At 50.5% G+C, this 17,155-nt stretch carries 12 protein-coding genes; 8 read left to right on the top strand and 4 right to left on the bottom strand.

Translation table 11 applies throughout. The features are described 5' to 3' along the window. Positions 1 to 153 precede the first annotated feature (153 nt). Entirely contained in the window at positions 154 to 3,018 is a 2,865-nt protein-coding gene (locus tag AC53GJ_RS21465; RefSeq protein WP_496730453.1) for a TonB-dependent receptor, read from the bottom strand. A gap of 563 nt (positions 3,019 to 3,581) precedes the next feature. Here AC53GJ_RS21465 and AC53GJ_RS21460 point away from each other — a divergent pair. From AC53GJ_RS21460 to AC53GJ_RS21450, 3 genes are all read left to right on the top strand, one after another. After that, positions 3,582 to 3,800, top strand: coding sequence for a hypothetical protein (locus AC53GJ_RS21460; RefSeq protein ID WP_496730452.1), 219 nt, complete (start codon positions 3,582 to 3,584; stop codon positions 3,798 to 3,800). Between the two features lie 114 nt (positions 3,801 to 3,914). Continuing rightward, a complete protein-coding gene (locus AC53GJ_RS21455) occupies positions 3,915 to 4,739 on the top strand; it encodes an ABC transporter permease subunit (RefSeq protein WP_496730451.1) in 825 nt (274 codons plus the stop codon). After that, the gene (locus tag AC53GJ_RS21450; protein WP_496730450.1) at positions 4,736 to 5,668 is read left to right on the top strand and encodes an ABC transporter ATP-binding protein; all 933 of its coding nucleotides are present in this window, start codon (positions 4,736 to 4,738) and stop codon (positions 5,666 to 5,668) included. Before AC53GJ_RS21455 ends, AC53GJ_RS21450 begins: the two co-directional genes overlap by 4 nt. 1 nt (position 5,669) lies before the next feature. Here AC53GJ_RS21450 and fdxA read toward each other — a convergent pair whose 3' ends face one another. Beyond that, the gene (fdxA, locus tag AC53GJ_RS21445; RefSeq protein WP_496730449.1) at positions 5,670 to 5,993 is read right to left on the bottom strand and encodes a ferredoxin FdxA; all 324 of its coding nucleotides are present in this window, start codon (positions 5,991 to 5,993) and stop codon (positions 5,670 to 5,672) included. A 230-nt stretch (positions 5,994 to 6,223) separates the two neighbouring features. Here fdxA and AC53GJ_RS21440 point away from each other — a divergent pair, with 230 nt between their 5' ends. Beyond that, a complete protein-coding gene (locus AC53GJ_RS21440) occupies positions 6,224 to 7,840 on the top strand; it encodes an NAD(P)/FAD-dependent oxidoreductase (RefSeq protein ID WP_496730448.1) in 1,617 nt (538 codons plus the stop codon). Positions 7,841 to 7,946: 106 nt separating this feature from the next. Next, positions 7,947 to 9,677 (top strand): hypothetical protein, encoded by a 1,731-nt coding sequence (locus AC53GJ_RS21435; RefSeq protein WP_496730447.1) that lies wholly within the window; start codon positions 7,947 to 7,949, stop codon positions 9,675 to 9,677. 50 nt (positions 9,678 to 9,727) lie between these two features. Here AC53GJ_RS21435 and yjeH read toward each other — a convergent pair whose 3' ends face one another. Continuing rightward, entirely contained in the window at positions 9,728 to 11,017 is a 1,290-nt protein-coding gene (gene yjeH / locus AC53GJ_RS21430) for an L-methionine/branched-chain amino acid transporter (protein WP_496730446.1), read from the bottom strand. Between the two features lie 124 nt (positions 11,018 to 11,141). Here yjeH and AC53GJ_RS21425 point away from each other — a divergent pair, with 124 nt between their 5' ends. Beyond that, the gene (locus tag AC53GJ_RS21425; RefSeq protein ID WP_496730445.1) at positions 11,142 to 11,564 is read left to right on the top strand and encodes an Lrp/AsnC family transcriptional regulator; all 423 of its coding nucleotides are present in this window, start codon (positions 11,142 to 11,144) and stop codon (positions 11,562 to 11,564) included. A gap of 75 nt (positions 11,565 to 11,639) precedes the next feature. Here the strand turns inward: AC53GJ_RS21425 and AC53GJ_RS21420 are convergent, their stop codons facing one another. Further along, positions 11,640 to 14,216 carry a TonB-dependent receptor gene (locus tag AC53GJ_RS21420; RefSeq protein ID WP_496730444.1) on the bottom strand — a complete coding sequence of 859 codons (2,577 nt, stop codon included), beginning with the start codon at positions 14,214 to 14,216 and terminating at the stop codon, positions 11,640 to 11,642. 275 nt (positions 14,217 to 14,491) lie between these two features. Here AC53GJ_RS21420 and AC53GJ_RS21415 point away from each other — a divergent pair, with 275 nt between their 5' ends. Then, the gene (locus tag AC53GJ_RS21415; protein ID WP_496730443.1) at positions 14,492 to 16,438 is read left to right on the top strand and encodes a S9 family peptidase; all 1,947 of its coding nucleotides are present in this window, start codon (positions 14,492 to 14,494) and stop codon (positions 16,436 to 16,438) included. Positions 16,439 to 16,586: 148 nt separating this feature from the next. Then, positions 16,587 to 17,069: a MarR family winged helix-turn-helix transcriptional regulator gene (locus AC53GJ_RS21410; protein ID WP_496730442.1), complete on the top strand. Its 483-nt coding sequence runs from the start codon at positions 16,587 to 16,589 to the stop codon at positions 17,067 to 17,069. Positions 17,070 to 17,155 lie beyond the last annotated feature (86 nt).

The following is a 17,155-nucleotide window of genomic DNA, read 5'->3' as shown; positions in this document are numbered from 1 at the left end:
TGGAGGTATAGCCATCTTCTTACAACAGAAAGTTCTGAGTTAGTGATTATTCTGCTAACCGCTCTGACAGTGTCTGGCGTGCCTGTGGTTAAAGACACAAATAAAAAGGGCAGCCTGACTGGCTGCCCTCAGAGCATCACTTGTGATGCAGCGTTACATCTTAAAGGACACCGTGGTATAGAAGAATTGACCAATGTTGTCATAGCTGGCCGAACCTTCGCTCGTACCAGTGGCGACACCTGGTAAATTCCGATCAAACAGGTTGTCGATGCCGACAGTCCAGCTCACGCCGTTGCCAAACTGATAGCCTAAGCTGATATCACTGATAAAGTAGCTGCCGTAAGCCATCTGGTCGGAAGGATCCGGGTTGATGGCCAGTTGCTGCAAGTTATACAGGCTGACACCGCTTAAATGGCGGGTTTTCCAGCTTGCAGTCCAGGCATCATAGCGATAAGCCAGGCTGAAGTTTTCTTGCCAGATTGCCTCACCTTCAGTGCCGGCGTTTTCTTCAAATTCGTCCGGGCTGTTCTGGAACGAATAAGATTTACGGGAATCCAGGTAAGTGCCAATCAGCTTGGTTTTGATATTGCCGCCAAGCGCATCAAAGTCATAACCGACTTCAAAATCGACGCCTTCAGCTGTTTGTGCCGCGACGTTTTGTGACGTTGAAGTGATAAAACGGATTTGTTTATTGGCATCACGCCTTACCAGTGCACAGAACTGTTGATTTAACCCATTGGCGGAATCGACACATTTATTCAGAATGTTCTGCGCCGAAACTTCATCGATGGCATCTTCAATCTCAATTGACCAGTAGTCAACCGTCAGCGTCAGGTTCTCCACTAACTCAGGTTGATAAACAAAACCTAAGGTATAGCTGTCTGATTCTTCTGGTTTGAGTGCCATATTGCCGCCGTTCATGCCATCAATCGAAGCTCCGGTTGCGGTGGCCACAAAGTCAGCCGGGATCCCTAGTTGGGCGCAGTTACTGACGCGGGTTGCACTTTGGTTGTATTTAGCATCACAAGGATCATTCAGACCGCCAAAGAAGGTTTGGCTCAGTGGTGAAAACAGCTCGCCAATATTGGGTGCCCGCAGTGCCACTGAATAGGTCCCTCTGAACCGCAGTTCATCGGTCAAAGTCCAGTCCAAACCGGTTTTCCAACTGGTGGCATCGCCAATAGTGCTGTAATCGGCATAACGCACTGCAGCATTCAGACTCAGATCCTGCACATAAGGCAAATCGGCCAGCAATGGAATAGTGGTTTCAGCAAACACTTCTTTGACGTTAAATTTGCCATGAGTTTCCTGAATGGCATTTAAGAAGGTGGCGCCAGTGGCTGCAAAAGCGTCAGGGATGCTATCGCTTTGTTCGTGCCGGTATTCAACGCCTGCCGCAACCCCGACGTTACCGGCAGGCAATTCAAACAACGCGCTATTGGCCAGGTTAACACCCGCCACTTGTTGCTCAATTGTGCTTTCGGTAATTGACGTGGTGTTAAACCAGCGCCGCGCTGGTGCGTTAATGGCGGTCTGACCGAATATTGAGGTTGGCACACAACCAGCAGCACGGGCTGCGGCATCACGGCAGACAATATTGCCACTGGCATCTTTTACTGCATCAACGGACTGGAAAAAGTTATTCTTAATCAGGTTGTTCAGGTTGATTTGTTCCAGCTTGGTCTCGCCATGGGTGGCAAAACTTTCAAAGCTCCAGTCATCATTCAGTTGACCACTCAGCACCAGATTAAACTGATTGGTGGTTCTGGTATTTTTCTCAATACGCTGACCAGCATCTTTGTTGTAACGGGCCACATAAATTTCTGACACCCCATTAGCAGTCATTAACTGGCGCAGGCTGTCGGTCATATAGGCGTTGTCAGCTTTAATCTCTAACGATTCGTCGGCCCAGAAAAATGACGGCTGGTTTTCTGCATTGCCTTTTGAGACCACATGTTTGGCAGAGGCTGACAGGTTTAGATCGCTGTTCAGATCATAATCGGCTTTCAGGTTCAGGTTGTAGCGATCAAATTGTGGTTGTAAGTCTTCGTATTCACGCAGGTTAATAAAGTCACAATCGGTGCAAAGGCCTTTCGATGGATAGGCTGTACCTAAGTTCTGTAACCGTACTGAACTGTCATCATTAAACAGATACCAATGGTCGTTCAGGTAAAAATTGCCCTGATTGAGCGAATCGTAGTAACCAGTATTGGCGGTGACTAACTGATCTGGAATGCCATCATGAATAGTATTGCCATTGGCATCTTTTTTGTCTTTATTCAGTGGGTTTGGCACTGCAGCATAAGGCGTGCGGGTTTGGCTGCGGTCCAGCGCATTGATGTTGTTCTGGCTGGCAAATTCAGCGGCAAAGGCCAAGTTACCATCGCCATCAGCGATGTCCTGACCATAAGAGAAGGTAAATTTTTCATTGTGGTAAGGATTGTCGTTGGCTTTACCCGCTGTGGCGGAAACGTCCAGGCCCTGAATGTCTTTTTTCAGTTTAAAGTTGACGACACCTGTCACGGCATCAGCACCATAAATAGCAGAGGCGCCACCGGTAATAATTTCAACACTTTCCACCCATGCGGTTGGAATGGTGTTGGTATCAACTGAGGCAGAGCCGGCACTACTGGCGACGTGGCGTTTACCATTGACCAGCACCAGGGTGCGGGATGCCCCCATACCACGTAAATCCAGCAGGTTTAAACCGGCGGTGCCGATGTAGTTGCCAGAGTTTGCCATAGAAAACGTAGACGCCAGTGCTGGCAGTTCATTTAACGCTTCACCGATGTTCAGCGCTCCGGTTTCCATTAGATCTTTACCGCTGATCGCAGTCACGGGTGCCTGAGAAATTGCACCTTCGCGGAAAATGCGGGAGCCGGTGATCTGCACACGCTCAACTTGTTCGGCACTATTGGCTTGTTGGGCCGCAGCAGTGGAGCTCAGGGCCGCACTGATGGCGACAGCAGAAGTCAGACTAAGCCTGATGGCTTGCGTTAATAATGGACGACGGAACATGTACACCTCAAATGATCGAATGCTGCCACTTTGCTTGGCTGCGCTCAGTATTTAGTACCTTAATCGGAAAATATCTTCCCCAGCCTGCGGGGGCGCGGATTCTATATAAAAATGCAGTAAAAGCGGATGAAAATGCGGCCGAAAAGGCCCGGCAATGAACTGTTTGCCGTTTTTTTGCACTAGTGGTTGGTTTTTTGTACCGACGGCACCGATGTTAAGTGCAACAGTGGTGTGATGGTCGCTGCGGCCCGGCCATCAGTGTTGCTGCCGACAGCCATTGGCTTTTACCGGCAGATCAGGTATAAATGTAAGCGCTAACATTTGTGTGGTGCTGCCCTTTAACAGCATCCAACAGCTCTCTCTCCACAGCCGGCCTGTGCCTGTTTTGTCATCCTCAGGCGGCAGGTGCAGGCTGTGTTTTCCTCCCTTGACAGTTATAACCTGATAACTTGATTAAATTACAAAACATAACATTTGTAACTTTATTGTTTTTTGTTGTTGAGTTATTGTCCGCAGCAACCTAGACTGTTGCTGGAATAACAGGGAACCTCACAGGTGGCAGGATGGAACTTTTGCCGGATTTTTCCGTTTTTGGTTGGATTATTGTCGCAGTTTATGGCTGGTATGTGCCTGTGCTGCTGGTGTTAACCTGCCCGCAACTGCAACTGCCGCAGAAACTGCGTTGGGTGCCACTCTGTCTGTTATTTTCCTGGCTGGGTTATTACCTGCTTAAGTTCAAGTTCAAAAATTACCCCGCTGCTGATATCTTCACTAATAAATAGTCAATTTCATCAACATAGTGCAAGCTGATGAATCTATCCATTTGAATTTTAAATACATTTATTTTGGTGCCAAAGTTGCACAACGTAAGCAACATTTTTATGAAGGACGACCCGATGGCTTCTGCATTATTCTGGCGCCAAAGCTGGCTACTGGCCCGTTTTGAATTAGTTCGCTTATTTGGCACCCGACGTGGTTGGCTGATGATGGCCGCTTTTGTCGTGATTTGGTTTGTGATCCTGCGATTTCCAATTCTGAAAGCTGCAGTCAAGTTGCAGCAACCAGAAACATTGTTAATGCTGAATCAATTGTTTGGCATGGCAGGAATGCAGCAAGTACTGACCTGGCCATTGCCGGAATATGTGGTGTATTGGTTGCTCAGCCTGGTGTTGTTGCCGTTGCTGGTGTTGTTTTGTTGTGCCGATCAGACCAGCAGTGATTGTAGTCGTGGCACTTTGCGATTTTTATCGCTCAGAGCCAGTCGCAGTGCGATCTTTTTTGGCCGGTTTTTTGGTCAACTGATCGCTCAAATGCTGCTGATGAGTGGTTCTTTACTGGCCACCCTGTTGATGGGCTGGTGGCGGCAAGGGTATTTGTCGTTGGCCATTATAGAGGCCACCTTGATTATTGCCTTGAATCTGTTGTTGGTGCTGTTGCCCTTTGTTGCACTGATGGCGGTGGCATCAGCACTGGCCAAATCGGCCCGGCTGGCGGTCAGTCTGGTGATTGTTGCTGCAGGGTTGATATTAGGATTGATTCACTGGGTTGGGATCTACCTGCCGGTTGTGTTAACGAGTCTGGATTATCTGCCCGGCGCTCAACTACCACAATTACTGGCAACAGCCGGCTGGAGCACATTACAGCTGGCTTGGTTACCCTTATTACAAACCGCAGTCTTGCTGACCCTTGGCTGGTCGGTGCTGAAAAGGAAAGCATTATGAGCCAGGTTCTGATAGAAGCCCGCAGTCTGGTAAAAAAATTTGGCAGCAAAACGGTATTGGATCAGTTGAATTTTACGGTACATGCTGGCGAACCTGTGGCGCTGATTGGGCCGAATGGAGCCGGTAAAACCACCCTATTCAGCATCTTATGTGGTTATTTAACCCCAGACAGCGGTCAGATACAGTTGTTTGGTCAGCAACCAGGCTCTGCAGCGCTATTTGGTAAAGTCAGTGCACTACCGCAGGATGCTCAGCTTGATCCGGTCTTTTCGCTGAACCGTCAGCTGCAGTTATACGGCCAATTGCAGGGCATGAATAAAGCTACAGCCCAAAGTGAAGCCAATAGAGTATTACAACTGGTTGATTTGAATGAGTATGCAAATGCAAAAGCCACCATGCTCAGTCATGGTATGCGCAAAAGAGTGGCGATTGCGCAAGCTTTATTAGGTCAGCCCGAACTGGTGTTGCTGGATGAACCCACCGCCGGATTGGACCCGGCAAATGCATTACAGATCAGACAGTTGATTGCCAAACTCAGTGAGCAGGCGACCTTTGTTATCAGTTCACACAATATTTTTGAGCTGGAACGGCTCTGTGGCACTGTGCTGTATCTGGAGCATGGCAAACTTCAGCAGCATTCACTGACACAACAACAGCAGCAACAACATGCCGCTGCGACTGGTTATCTGAATTTACTGTTGGAACAGGCGGATAGTGCCCGCGTCAAAACCGCTTTGCAGCAATTAACCGGGGTATTACGGGTCGAACAGCCGCAGAAAAATGAGTTTGCCATTTATTACGATAAAAGCCAGGCGGTTGCGCTGGATATCACTGTGTTGACCTTGTTGCGGCAACAAGGCTGGTTTTATCGCAGCCTTAGTCAGGGGCAAACGCTGGAGCAGCAATTGTTTGAAGTGGCAAGCGGCTGATTCAGCTTTCCAGATAGGGCAGTTTATCCGGCACCCCATTCCAGACATCGGCGTCGGCCGGTGCTGGCTGGACTGTGGTGATATTCGGCCAAACCAACGCCAGCTCGGCATTTAGTTCGATAAAAACTTGTTGCTCGGCTGGCACCGCATCCTGCTGGAAAATGGCTTCGGCCGGACATTCAGGTTGGCACAGGCCACAATCGATGCAAATGACCGGACTAATGGCCAGAAAATTGGGGCCGGCAAAAAAAGCGTCGACCGGGCAGACCGCGACACAGTCGGTGTATTTACATTTGATACAGTTGTCGGTGACGACAAACGCCATAACGGCCTCCGATCTGAACAACGCTAAAAACCGCGGATTGTACGGAATAGCGGCAAAAATACAAGTTGAGTGCTGATTTTAGTCAGCTTCCAGCCGTTCAGTGGCGTTAAAACTGGTTTTTTGCCACCTAAAGCATGATTTTCGCGTAAAATAGCCGACAACCAGCAGCATAGTATCCACCTTCTTGTGAGCCGGAGCTGCAACCGGCAAAGACACCGACAGGACTTTGTATGATCCGTTTAACCGAAATTAAATTACCGCTGAACCATGATGAGGCTGCTTTATCTGCAGCTATTGTCAGCAAGTTGCAGATTAAACCCGAACAGTTACATAGTGTTACCATGTTCAAGCGCGGTTATGACGCTCGGAAAAAAACGGACATTCAACTGATTTACACCCTGGATGTGGTGGTCGAGCAAGAAGCTGCGCTGTTGAAAAAATTTGCCAAAGATCCGCATGTCAAAGTCTCACCTGACACCAGCTATCACTATGTAGCGCAGGCTCCGGCCGACCTGCAGGAAAGACCTGTGGTCATCGGGCTGGGTCCCTGTGGTCTGTTTGCCGGTTTATTGCTGGCGCAGATGGGTTTTAAACCCATTATTCTGGAACGGGGTAAAGAAGTGCGGGAACGTACCAAAGATACCTTTGGTTTCTGGCGGAAAAAACCGCTGAATACCGAATCCAATGTCCAGTTTGGCGAAGGTGGCGCCGGTACTTTCTCTGATGGCAAACTGTACAGTCAGGTGAAAGATCCGAAACATTATGGCCGTAAAGTGATGAGTGAGTTTGTCGCAGCTGGTGCGCCAGATGAAATTATGTATGTCAGCAAACCGCATATCGGCACCTATAAACTGGTCGGTATGGTGGAAAAAATGCGCGCCACTATTGAGGCCTTGGGTGGTGAAATTCGTTTTAGCACCCGAGTGGATGATGTCCGGATCGAAGACGGTCAGTTGACGGGGTTAACCCTGTCGACGGGTGAGCAACTGGCCTGTCGCCATGTGGTACTGGCGGTGGGACATAGTGCGCGCGACACTTTTGAAATGTTGTATCAGCGGGGTGTCTACATCGAAGCCAAACCTTTCTCGATTGGTTTTCGGATTGAGCACCGCCAGTCGATGATTGATGAATGTCGCTTTGGTCCGAATGCCGGTAACCCGATTTTGGGTGCGGCGGATTATAAACTGGTGCACCACTGCAGCAATGACAGAACTGTGTACAGCTTCTGTATGTGCCCGGGCGGCACTGTGGTGGCGGCAACTTCTGAAGAAGGCCGGGTGGTCACCAATGGCATGAGTCAATATTCCCGCAACGAGCGTAATGCCAACAGTGCTATTGTGGTCGGGATAGATCCGGAGCGGGATTACCCTGGGCATCCGTTGGCAGGGATTGAATTACAGCGCAAACTGGAAGCGCAGGCTTTTGTGTTGGGAGGCAGTAGCTATGATGCGCCAGCCCAACTGATCGGCGATTTCCTGGCAGGTAAAGCTTCCGCTGAGTTCGGCGATGTATTACCTTCTTATACGCCGGGGGTGACGCTGACGGATTTATCCACCGTATTGCCGGATTTTGCCATTGCCGCCATTCGGGAAGCGATCCCGGCTTTTGATCAGCAAATTAAAGGTTTTGCCCGGCCGGAAGGTTTATTAACAGGTGTCGAAACCCGGACATCGTCGCCCATTTGTATCAAACGCGGCGCTGACTTTCAGAGTTTGAACATCAAAGGTTTATACCCAGCCGGCGAAGGTGCCGGTTATGCCGGTGGTATTTTATCGGCGGGCATTGATGGTATCAAAGTGGCGGAAGCACTGGCGCTGGCCATGACGGCTCCCGCAGTGCATGCCTAAGGCATGGGTACAAAATAGTTTGTCTGCGAGTTAGGCGCTGTCACCGCCCAGAGGCGGATGGGGCGAGCCTGGTCTTGCCATAGTTTTATTGAAAAGGAGTGCATAAATGCGTAAGACCTTAGTCGCTGTTGCTGTGATTGCTGCCGGAGCCTTGGCTTATTATCAATTTGGTAGCAAATCGGCCAGTCAGGCCGATATCCCTGGGCTGGACTACGTACCGGCTGATACTGTGATGTTTTCGGTGCAGGCGGCGCCTGTTGATTTAACCAGCTATTTGTCAAGTCTCGGCATGGGGCCGCAATATTATGATGCCCAGATGCAGCAATTGTTCAGCCAGATGTCGGCGGATGCCAGCGACAGTCAGCAGAAGTTTTTACTGGATTTGTTGCAGTCTTATATGAAAGCAATAGCAGATCCTGCCAGCTTGACCAGCAGTACTGGTATTAAAGGACAAATGCGTAGTCTGATGTACATGGTTGGGGTGTCGCCGGTGTTCAAAATTGAATTGGCGGACGAAGCTGCATTCTGGCAGTTATTTGATCAGGCAGAAAAAAGCAGTGGCTTCTCGCATGTGGCGCAGCAATTAAATCAGATTAAATACCGCCAGTACCGGTTTAGTCAGGAAGCGCTGACGCTGGACTTACTGGTGACAGTGCAACAAGGCTGGGCCACGCTGACACTGAGTTCCGACCAATTGGATGCCAAACATCTGGCGTTAGTGCTGCAGGCAGAGAAACCAGAACAAAGTTTGGCTAATACCAGTTATTTGGCTGACATTCAGCGCAAATACCAGCTTGATCATGGCGCTTTCGCCTATGTCAGTTCTGAACAGCTTAGCAAAGCACTGGTCAGCACCGATGGCAACCGGCTGGCGCAAAACCTGCAGACGCTGGCAGGAACTGAACTGGGCGTAGCGCTGGCAGATTGGCGCTCGGACTCTTGTAAGACGGATATCGCGTCGATCACCAAAAGCTGGCCTGGTTTGTTTATGGACAGCAAATTTGATCTCAGTAACCCGGCGCTGATTAAAGTGGCCGGTCGGATGCTGATCCCGACTGAAAACAAAGAGACGCTGACACAACTGGCGGCGTTACGTGGGTTTTTACCGGCACATACGCTGAACCCGGCCCAACCGGCCTTGTTCTACACTGCGCTGGGTTTGGATGTGGCACAGTTAGCGCCGTCTTTAGGTAAAATCTGGGCCGGTCTGACAGAACCCGCTTACAGCTGTCAGCCATTGGCGGAAATTCAGCAACAGATGCAACAGCAAAATCCACTGGCGGCGCTGGCGATGGCTGGCATGGCCAGCGGATTGCAAGGTATTTCCGTCACTATCAATGGGGTTGAGCTGGATGCGGCCAGCAGCAATCTGAAAAATGCGGATGCGCTGGTGACCGTTTCTGCCGCCAATGCCCGGACTTTTTTTGAAGGCTTAAAAGCATTATATCCGCCGTTGGCTTCGACCCCATTACCTGCCGCCGGCGAAGAGCTGGATCTGGCCAGTCTGATCCCGGAAGTGGCAGTGTTAGGGCTAAAACCGCAACTGGCGATGTCTGACTCCCATTTACTGCTTTATGTCGGTGACAAAGCCAAAGCGCAGTCGGTTGCTGTGGCTGCTGAACCGCTGGAGAAAAATGGTCTGCTGAGTTTTGGTATGGACTACGGTCAGTTTTTCCAAACGCTGGAAGCTGCGATGGCCGCCACAGGTGAGCCGGTGCCAGCGGAATTACAACAGTTGTCCGGCAATCAGATGAAACTTGGCATCAGTCTGGATGTTGATCAGCAGGCAATTATGATGCGCAGTCAGATAGAATTGAACAAAACTGCCGCCAAATAAAGTGACTGACGGGTCGGTACTTGCTGATGCCGACCCCTTTGCTGCTGTTATCAACGCTGGCGCAGTAACCAATGTTGTTGCCACCACAACAGCGGCGCGCTGAGCAGAATAATCAACAAGGCATAACTCATCGCACTGCCCAGCACCCAGGCCAGCGCTAGGCATAGCAGTAAACTCAAGGCGCTGATCCAATGATAACGGCGATCGAGTAGTCGTATTGCGGCGGCCATGCTGCCAGTATAAATCAGCACAAAGACCCCATTGACCCAGCCAATCAGATGCTCCAGGCCTGCCTGCAGCCAGGCTGAACCACATAATACCAACGCCATTAATAACAAAATACAACGCAGTGCCAGTTCCGGCACCTGATAGCTATTCAGTTGTTGCAGCTGTGCTGGTAGTACCCCTTGTTGCGCAAAGCTCCAACTGAGTCGGGCGACGCTGGCGGTGTACACATTCACGGTCGCCAAACCACTGGCCAGGCCCAGCAGTCCAATCAGCCAGTTGCCGCCACCGCCAAACAACAAATCAAAAGCTGCCGCCATACTCAGCTGCTGGTTGGGATGGGCTGGATCCGATGTCGTCAGCATCAGTAATAAATAACTACAACCCAGATAAATAAAGCCTACCACCAGCAAGCCGAGCAGCAAGGCCGGGATTAAATGCCGGCGCGGATCACGAAAATCCTGTGCCAGATGAGTCATTGCTTCCACACCGAGAAAGCTCCAGAACCCAAGTGCCAGTGCGGCGCTAAAACCGGCCAGGCCGGCTGAAAAAGGCGCTGTGCTGCCAGATGGCAACTGGCTGGCGGGGACTGCTGGTGCTGACAGGAAAAAAGCGGCAAACATCAGCAACACTGTGCTAACTATCGCCAGCGTCAGCCCCAACTGTAATCTGGCAGACAATTGCAGACCGCGCCGGTTCAGCAGCCACAACAGCACTAATAACGCCAGTTCAAACGGCAACTGCCAGCGGTTGGCGTCCAGTCCAAGTTGTTGCAGCAGTGGTGCGGCAAATGAATAGGTCATCATCAAAGCCGCAGAAGCGCCAAGTGGCACCACCAGCACAAACAACAGGCCGGTGATACGTCCGGCCAGAGTACCAAAAGCTTCGCCGACAAAATGTGCCGGTCCGGCCGCGTGTGGCAGCACGCGGGCCAGCGCGGCAAACACAAAAGTGATTGGAATCGCCAGTACGGTCAGCAGCAGCCAGGCCCAGACGCCAGCTGAACCGGCCAGACTCAGCGTGAGTTGCGGCAAAATAAATACGCCGGTCCCAAGCAAAGTGGTGGCCAGTAGCGCGGCACCTTGCCATAAGCCGAGTTGGGGGTTGTGTTGCATCAATAAAATTCCAGTGTGAGTGATGGTGCTATGCTAGCGCAGACGTACACGGCATAATGTCGGTTTTCGCCGCCATTATGCTGGTTTGACCGGGTAAATGACGGAATGCAGCGGAGAGTCTCGCTTGGATAAATTTGATCAGCTGATTATTCAGGCATTATTGCAGGATGCCCGACAGCCGGTATCCGCCATCGCTGAGCAAATCAGCCTGTCCAGAAGTGCAGTGGCAGAGCGGCTGAAACGACTGGAAGCCAGTGGTGACATTCGTGGTTATCAGGTATTACTGGGCCGCCAGGATAGTCAGCCAGTGGCCGCATATTTTGAAATCCAGCATAACAGCGCCCGCTGCGCAGATGTGATACCAGATTTGCAGGCCATTGCTGAAGTCAAAAGGTGTCATGGCATCAGTGGTGATACTGATTTAATGGTGTATGTTGAGGCTAGATCTGTGGCCAGGTTACATCAGATCCGCGAACAGTTGGACGCGCATCCGGCCATTCTGCGGATTAAAACCCATATTGTGCTCAGTGAATGGCTGGAGCGTTAAGGTGCTAGTTCAGCCGCACCTAAGCTCAGGTTGTGATGCCAGCTAGGTTAGTCAGCATCACAACCAACCGCAGAGTTAGAACTTATAGTTCAGTTTGGCGTAGATATAACGACCACGCGGGTTATACATACTGCTGACATAACCGTATAAATCTGAGTTGCCATCTCCCAGTGCAAAAGGCGGTTCTTTATCCAGCAGATTATTGGCGCCGACACTGACTTTAAGCGCTGCGCTGACATTGTAATACAGCTGACTGTCCAGCGAATAATAGGCATCCACAGTGCGACTGGTGGTCGTCTCTATTTTATCTTCAGTGGCGTAGTCCTCAAACTCACCAATATAAGACACTGAATTGGCTAGTCCCCAGTGTTCACTGACAGCCCAGTCTGCCGACAGCACCCAGCGATAGGTTGGATATTTGAACTCCCCGGTATAATCGATGCCATTTTTCTCAAAATTCAGCAAATAGGTGATGTCAGTGGCAAAGCGGATGGTTCCCATGTTGTCGGTGGCCAGTTTGTAGTTGGCTGACAAGTCCACGCCTTCGGCTTTTTGCTCACTAAAATTGATCAGAATAGTGTTGATACGATCGAGGAAACCCAGCGTCTGGCCTGGCAGCGGTGTGCGGCGCAGACAAAGCGTGCTGTTCTGGTTACCGCATTCGGCTTTAAATACGTCGTTGTAGGGTTCTTTATCAATTTTATTTTCCTGTGTCACACCCCATACATCGGCAGTAACATCCAGTGCGTCATTAACTTGCCAGACCAAACCGAGATTCCAGCTTTCTGATTCTTCCGCTTTTAAATCCTTATTGCCGGTCAGGCCTATGGTGTAATCGGTGGAAGTACAGGCCGGATTGGCTTTGTTATCGACCGGGCATAAAAAAGTATCGACAAAAAATTGCGATTTTTGGGAGGGACCAAGGCCAATTTGTGCCAGCGATGGGGCGCGGAAACCTTCGCTCCAGGAGCCGCGAGCTGACAGAGTGTCAGTCATTTTAAAAGTGAAGGCTGCTTTGGGACTGGCTGAACTGCCAAAATCACTGTAGCGGTCATAACGCTGCGCCAACTGCAATTCCAGACTGGTTGTCACTGGTACCGACAGCTCAACATAAGCCGCACGCTGAGTACGGCTGGCGGCAGCACTGACGGATTCTGTGCCATAAATCAGTCGGCGGACAAATTGATCGTCAGGCGTATCGCGGCCATCTTCGCTGCGATATTCAACTCCGGCTGCGATACCAAGCGGGCCAGATGGCAGTTGGTACAGTTCGCCACTGATGCGGGCATCGGCGGCGGTTAAATGCGATTCGCCGCGGCGAACCAGGCTGGTGGTGATGGCATCTATCACTGCGGTTGGATTGCTGACGCCGCCAAACGGATTGTAACGGCCGGCATTAATTTCAGTTTGCAAAAAGTCCGTTCTGACCCAGCCCTGACCGCGTTCACCGGTTTGGCTGGCGCTGCTGCGGCCTTTGGAAACCGCCGCTTCCCAGCGATAACTTTGCAATTCACCACGAATACCGACCAGGGCTCTGAGGGTGTCTGAGGTAATGTCCCAGCGGCGCGGACCCGCATCTGCGGTACGGTAACGACTGATTTTAATGTCTTTTTTCCATGGGTTATTCGGGTGGTTGCCCGGAACTGTCAGCCTGGCGCCTTCGTCCAGCGGGGTGGCGGCCCCACCTGCGACTGAAATATTGTGCTGCGCGGCTAATTCCAGAAATAATTCAGTATTGTCCGTGAGTTGGCGCTGACTATTCACCAGTAAGCCGACTCGTTCTGCCGCAGGTAAGGTGATAGATTCAGGGCCGTAGTCATAGACACAACTGACCCCAACGATTTGCGCCGCCGGACAACCAGGATCGGCCACAATTTTGCCATCCACTTCGAAACGACCCGGATAACCACGGGATGACCGCAGGTCAGCGCCGCCATAAGGACGTTGGTCGGCAGTGCCAAATTTACCCAGTTCAAAGTTGTCTAATTGGCTGTTATGGAAATAGTCCAGTATCACTGTGGTATTACTGCGGGTATCGCCAGTGCCCCAAATCAGGCTAAAACTGGTTTCATCGTAACCGGAGCTGCCGCCATGACTTAAGCTGACTTCAGTGCCAACGTAATCTTTGCGTAAAATCACGTTGACCACCCCGGCAATAGCGTCTGAACCGTAAATGGCAGAAGCACCATCTTTGAGGATATCAATCCGTTCAATGGCGGCAACCGGAATACTATTAATGTCGACAAAGTTATTGGTAATACCCTCGGCAAACGCATTATTGGCCACCCGACGGCCGTTGATCAGCACCAGGGTGGCGTCAGCGCCAAAGCCGCGTAAACTGATGGCGGCTGCACCGTTGGCGGTAGAGTCCTGACTATTGCCCCGGGTTGAGAACGTGCCTGAGCCAGCTGCAGGCAGCCGCTCCAGCACTTGTTGTAAATTTTCAAAACCGGATTTATCCAGCATATCGCGGCCAATAATGGTCACCGGCAAAGCGCCTTCAGCATCAGTGCGAAGGATATTTGACCCGGTGATCTGGATCCGCTCGACTTGCTGCGGATTATTGCTGGTCTGCGCCTGTACGGTCGGCGCCGATAAAATCAGGCTGATTGCGATGGCGCAAGTGTTGTAGCGGTATTGAGGTAATTTCATAAGGGCCCCTGTTAACTGGAAGATTTTTTAAATAAATTTTTTAATAATGTCTGCAGGCGATGAATGAATCGCCAGTTATGTATGGTTTATGTTTTTTTTAAGTCAAAAAATTTAATAATATTTGAGTGATATCGAGATGATATCTACCTGACTGATGCCGAGCATCCGATTTGGCGGTCGCGCTGATGGTATTTTGAGCAGTTAGATTGTGTTTTATGCTGCGGTCCCTTAGATTAAATCACTGGCTGTGATGGTCTACCAAAAGGAATGATGGAATGAATGCAGAAACATGCAATGGCTTGATGTGGCGTGGTGGCTGGTTAAGCCGCAGTTTGGCATTGTTGCTCAGCACCTTGGTCGCTTGTGGTCAGCCGCCTTCAGCGGTCAATGTCAAAGATGAGCCGCTAGCAGTCGAAACCCAGCCGAGCAGTTATACGCCAGAACAGTTTTATGCCACCCGCAGTTATAACGGCAATGCAATCAATCATAACGGCACTGCGCTGCTGGTTGCCTCCGATGAGACTGGTGTTTTTAACCTGTACCGTAGCAGTCTGGATGGTAAAAACTGGCAACAACTGACCCAATCTGACAGCAATGCGCTGTTGCCACTCGATTGGTTTCCACAGGATGACCGGATCCTCTATACCTCAGATCAGGGCGGCAATGAGTTACATCATATCTTTGTGCTGGAAACCGACGGCAAAGTGGTGGATTTGACACCGGGCGACCAACTAAAAGCAGGCTTTATCGGCTGGAGTCAGGATGGTGCTTTGTGGTTGACCAGCAATGAACGTGATGCCAAATTTTTTGACCTGTATCGCTATGACAGCAACACCTATCAACGCAGTCTGAGCTTTACCAATCCGGGCGGATTTGAGCTGGCTGCGATCAGTGCCAATGGCCGCTACCTGGCGCTGAAAAAAAACCGCAACAATGCGGATAACGATTTATATCTGGTTGATTTACAACAACCAGAGCAATCGCCAATCCATCTGACACCGCATCAAGGCAATGTCAGTTTTCAAATCCATGGCTTTAGCCGCGATAGTCAGCAACTGATTTACGGCTCTGATCAGAACTCCGAATTCAGTCAGGCATTTGCTTATGATCTGGCAAGCAAAAGCCACAAGCTATACCAGCAGGCAGACTGGGATATCAGTTTTGTCGAGTTTTCCAAAGATAATCAATATAAAGTGGTGGGCATTAATGCGGATGCTGCCACCAAAATCCAGATTATTGACCAGCATACCGGTCAGCAATTGCCATTACCGCCGATGCCAGCGGGGGATTTACGCAGTGTGCAGTTTTCTGCTGACAGCAAGTATCTGAGTTTTTACCTGAATGCCGATAACAGTCCGTCCAATTTATATGTCTGGAAAATTGGTGAGGCCAAGGCCAGCCGGCTGACGCAGGCGCTGAGCAGTGCCATTGATGAGCAGCAACTGGTCGCCAGTCAGGTGATCCGGTATGCCAGTTTCGACGGCCTGCAGATCCCCGCTTTGTTGTACCAGCCGCGGCAGGCCAGCGCCCAGCAGCGGGTGCCAGCCTTAATTTGGATCCATGGTGGTCCTGGCGGTCAGTCGCGCACTGGCTATAGTCCGGTGATCCAGCATTTGGTCAATCAGGGTTATGCCGTGTTGGCGGTGAATAACCGCGGTTCCAGCGGCTATGGTAAAACCTTTTTCCATCAGGATGATTTGAAACATGGCGAAGATGACTTGCAGGATATTGTGTATGGCAAAAAGTATCTGCAGTCGCTGAACTGGGTTGCGACCGATCGCATTGGTGTGATAGGTGGTAGTTATGGCGGTTATCTGACCATGGCTGCGATGGCTTTTACCGATGAATTTAAGGTCGGGATTAATATTTTTGGCGTCACCAACTGGTTGCGTACGCTCCAAAGTATTCCGCCCTGGTGGGAGTCTTATCGTGAGTCTTTATATGCAGAACTGGGCGATCCAGCCAAAGATGCCGACAGACTGAAACGCATTTCGCCGTTATTTCATGCCGATAAAGTGAAAAAACCAGTGTTGGTGGTGCAAGGCGCCAATGATCCGCGCGTACTACAGGCTGAAAGCGATGATATGGTGGCCGCCATCAAAAAACAGGGCGTGCCGGTTGAATATCTGTTATTTCCGGATGAGGGTCATGGTTTTGTTAAAAAAGCCAATCGGATCAGCGCCCAGCAGGCTTATATACAGTTCCTGCAGAAATATTTGTAAGCCCCGGCTTATCACAACTGGCGTTGCCCGGCTGTGACTTGCGCACTGACGTTGTTGCTGGCCGAACAACGTCAGTGGGCGGAAAAGATTGATCTTCCGCTTCGCACAAATTAATCTTGCGACACTTCGCCGTTTTCGGATCCATCTGATGAGCCAGCCTGCTTCTTCTAAAGCCCCAGTTAGTCTGACGGCTGCCCAACAACAAGCTTTGCGGTTGGACAAACAACTGTGTTTTGCCTTGTATTCCACTTCGCTGGCAATGACCAAAGCTTATAAACCTTTATTAGAACAACTGGATCTGACCTATCCGCAGTATCTGGTGATGTTGATTCTGTGGGAAAAAGATGCGCTGGCGTTAAAAGACATTGGTGAGCAGTTGCAGATTGATTCTGGGGCCTTAACACCGGTGATTAAACGGCTGGAAGCGCAGGGATTACTGACACGTCGGCGTTTGCCTGAGAACGAACGAACGCTGCAGATTTGCCTGACTCCCGCTGGTCAGGCAATGCAGCTGCTTGCCAGTCAGTTACAGCAGCAACTCGGCAACCAGTGTGGTTTGCTCAGTACCGAGATTACGCAGCTCCGTGAAGAGTTAGTGCAATTGCGCCGTCGTTTGCAATTACTGGGGTGAATTTGTCGTTGGCGGATTGATATTTGCCGCCAGCCCCCCATCTCAGAGGTTCGTCAGCACAGTGCCACAGTGCCCATGCTTATTAC

Source organism: Rheinheimera sp. B2H12, from assembly GCF_059620065.1.
The sequence above is the reverse complement of the archived record's forward strand: the minus strand, read 5'-3'. Positions and strand labels throughout refer to the sequence as shown.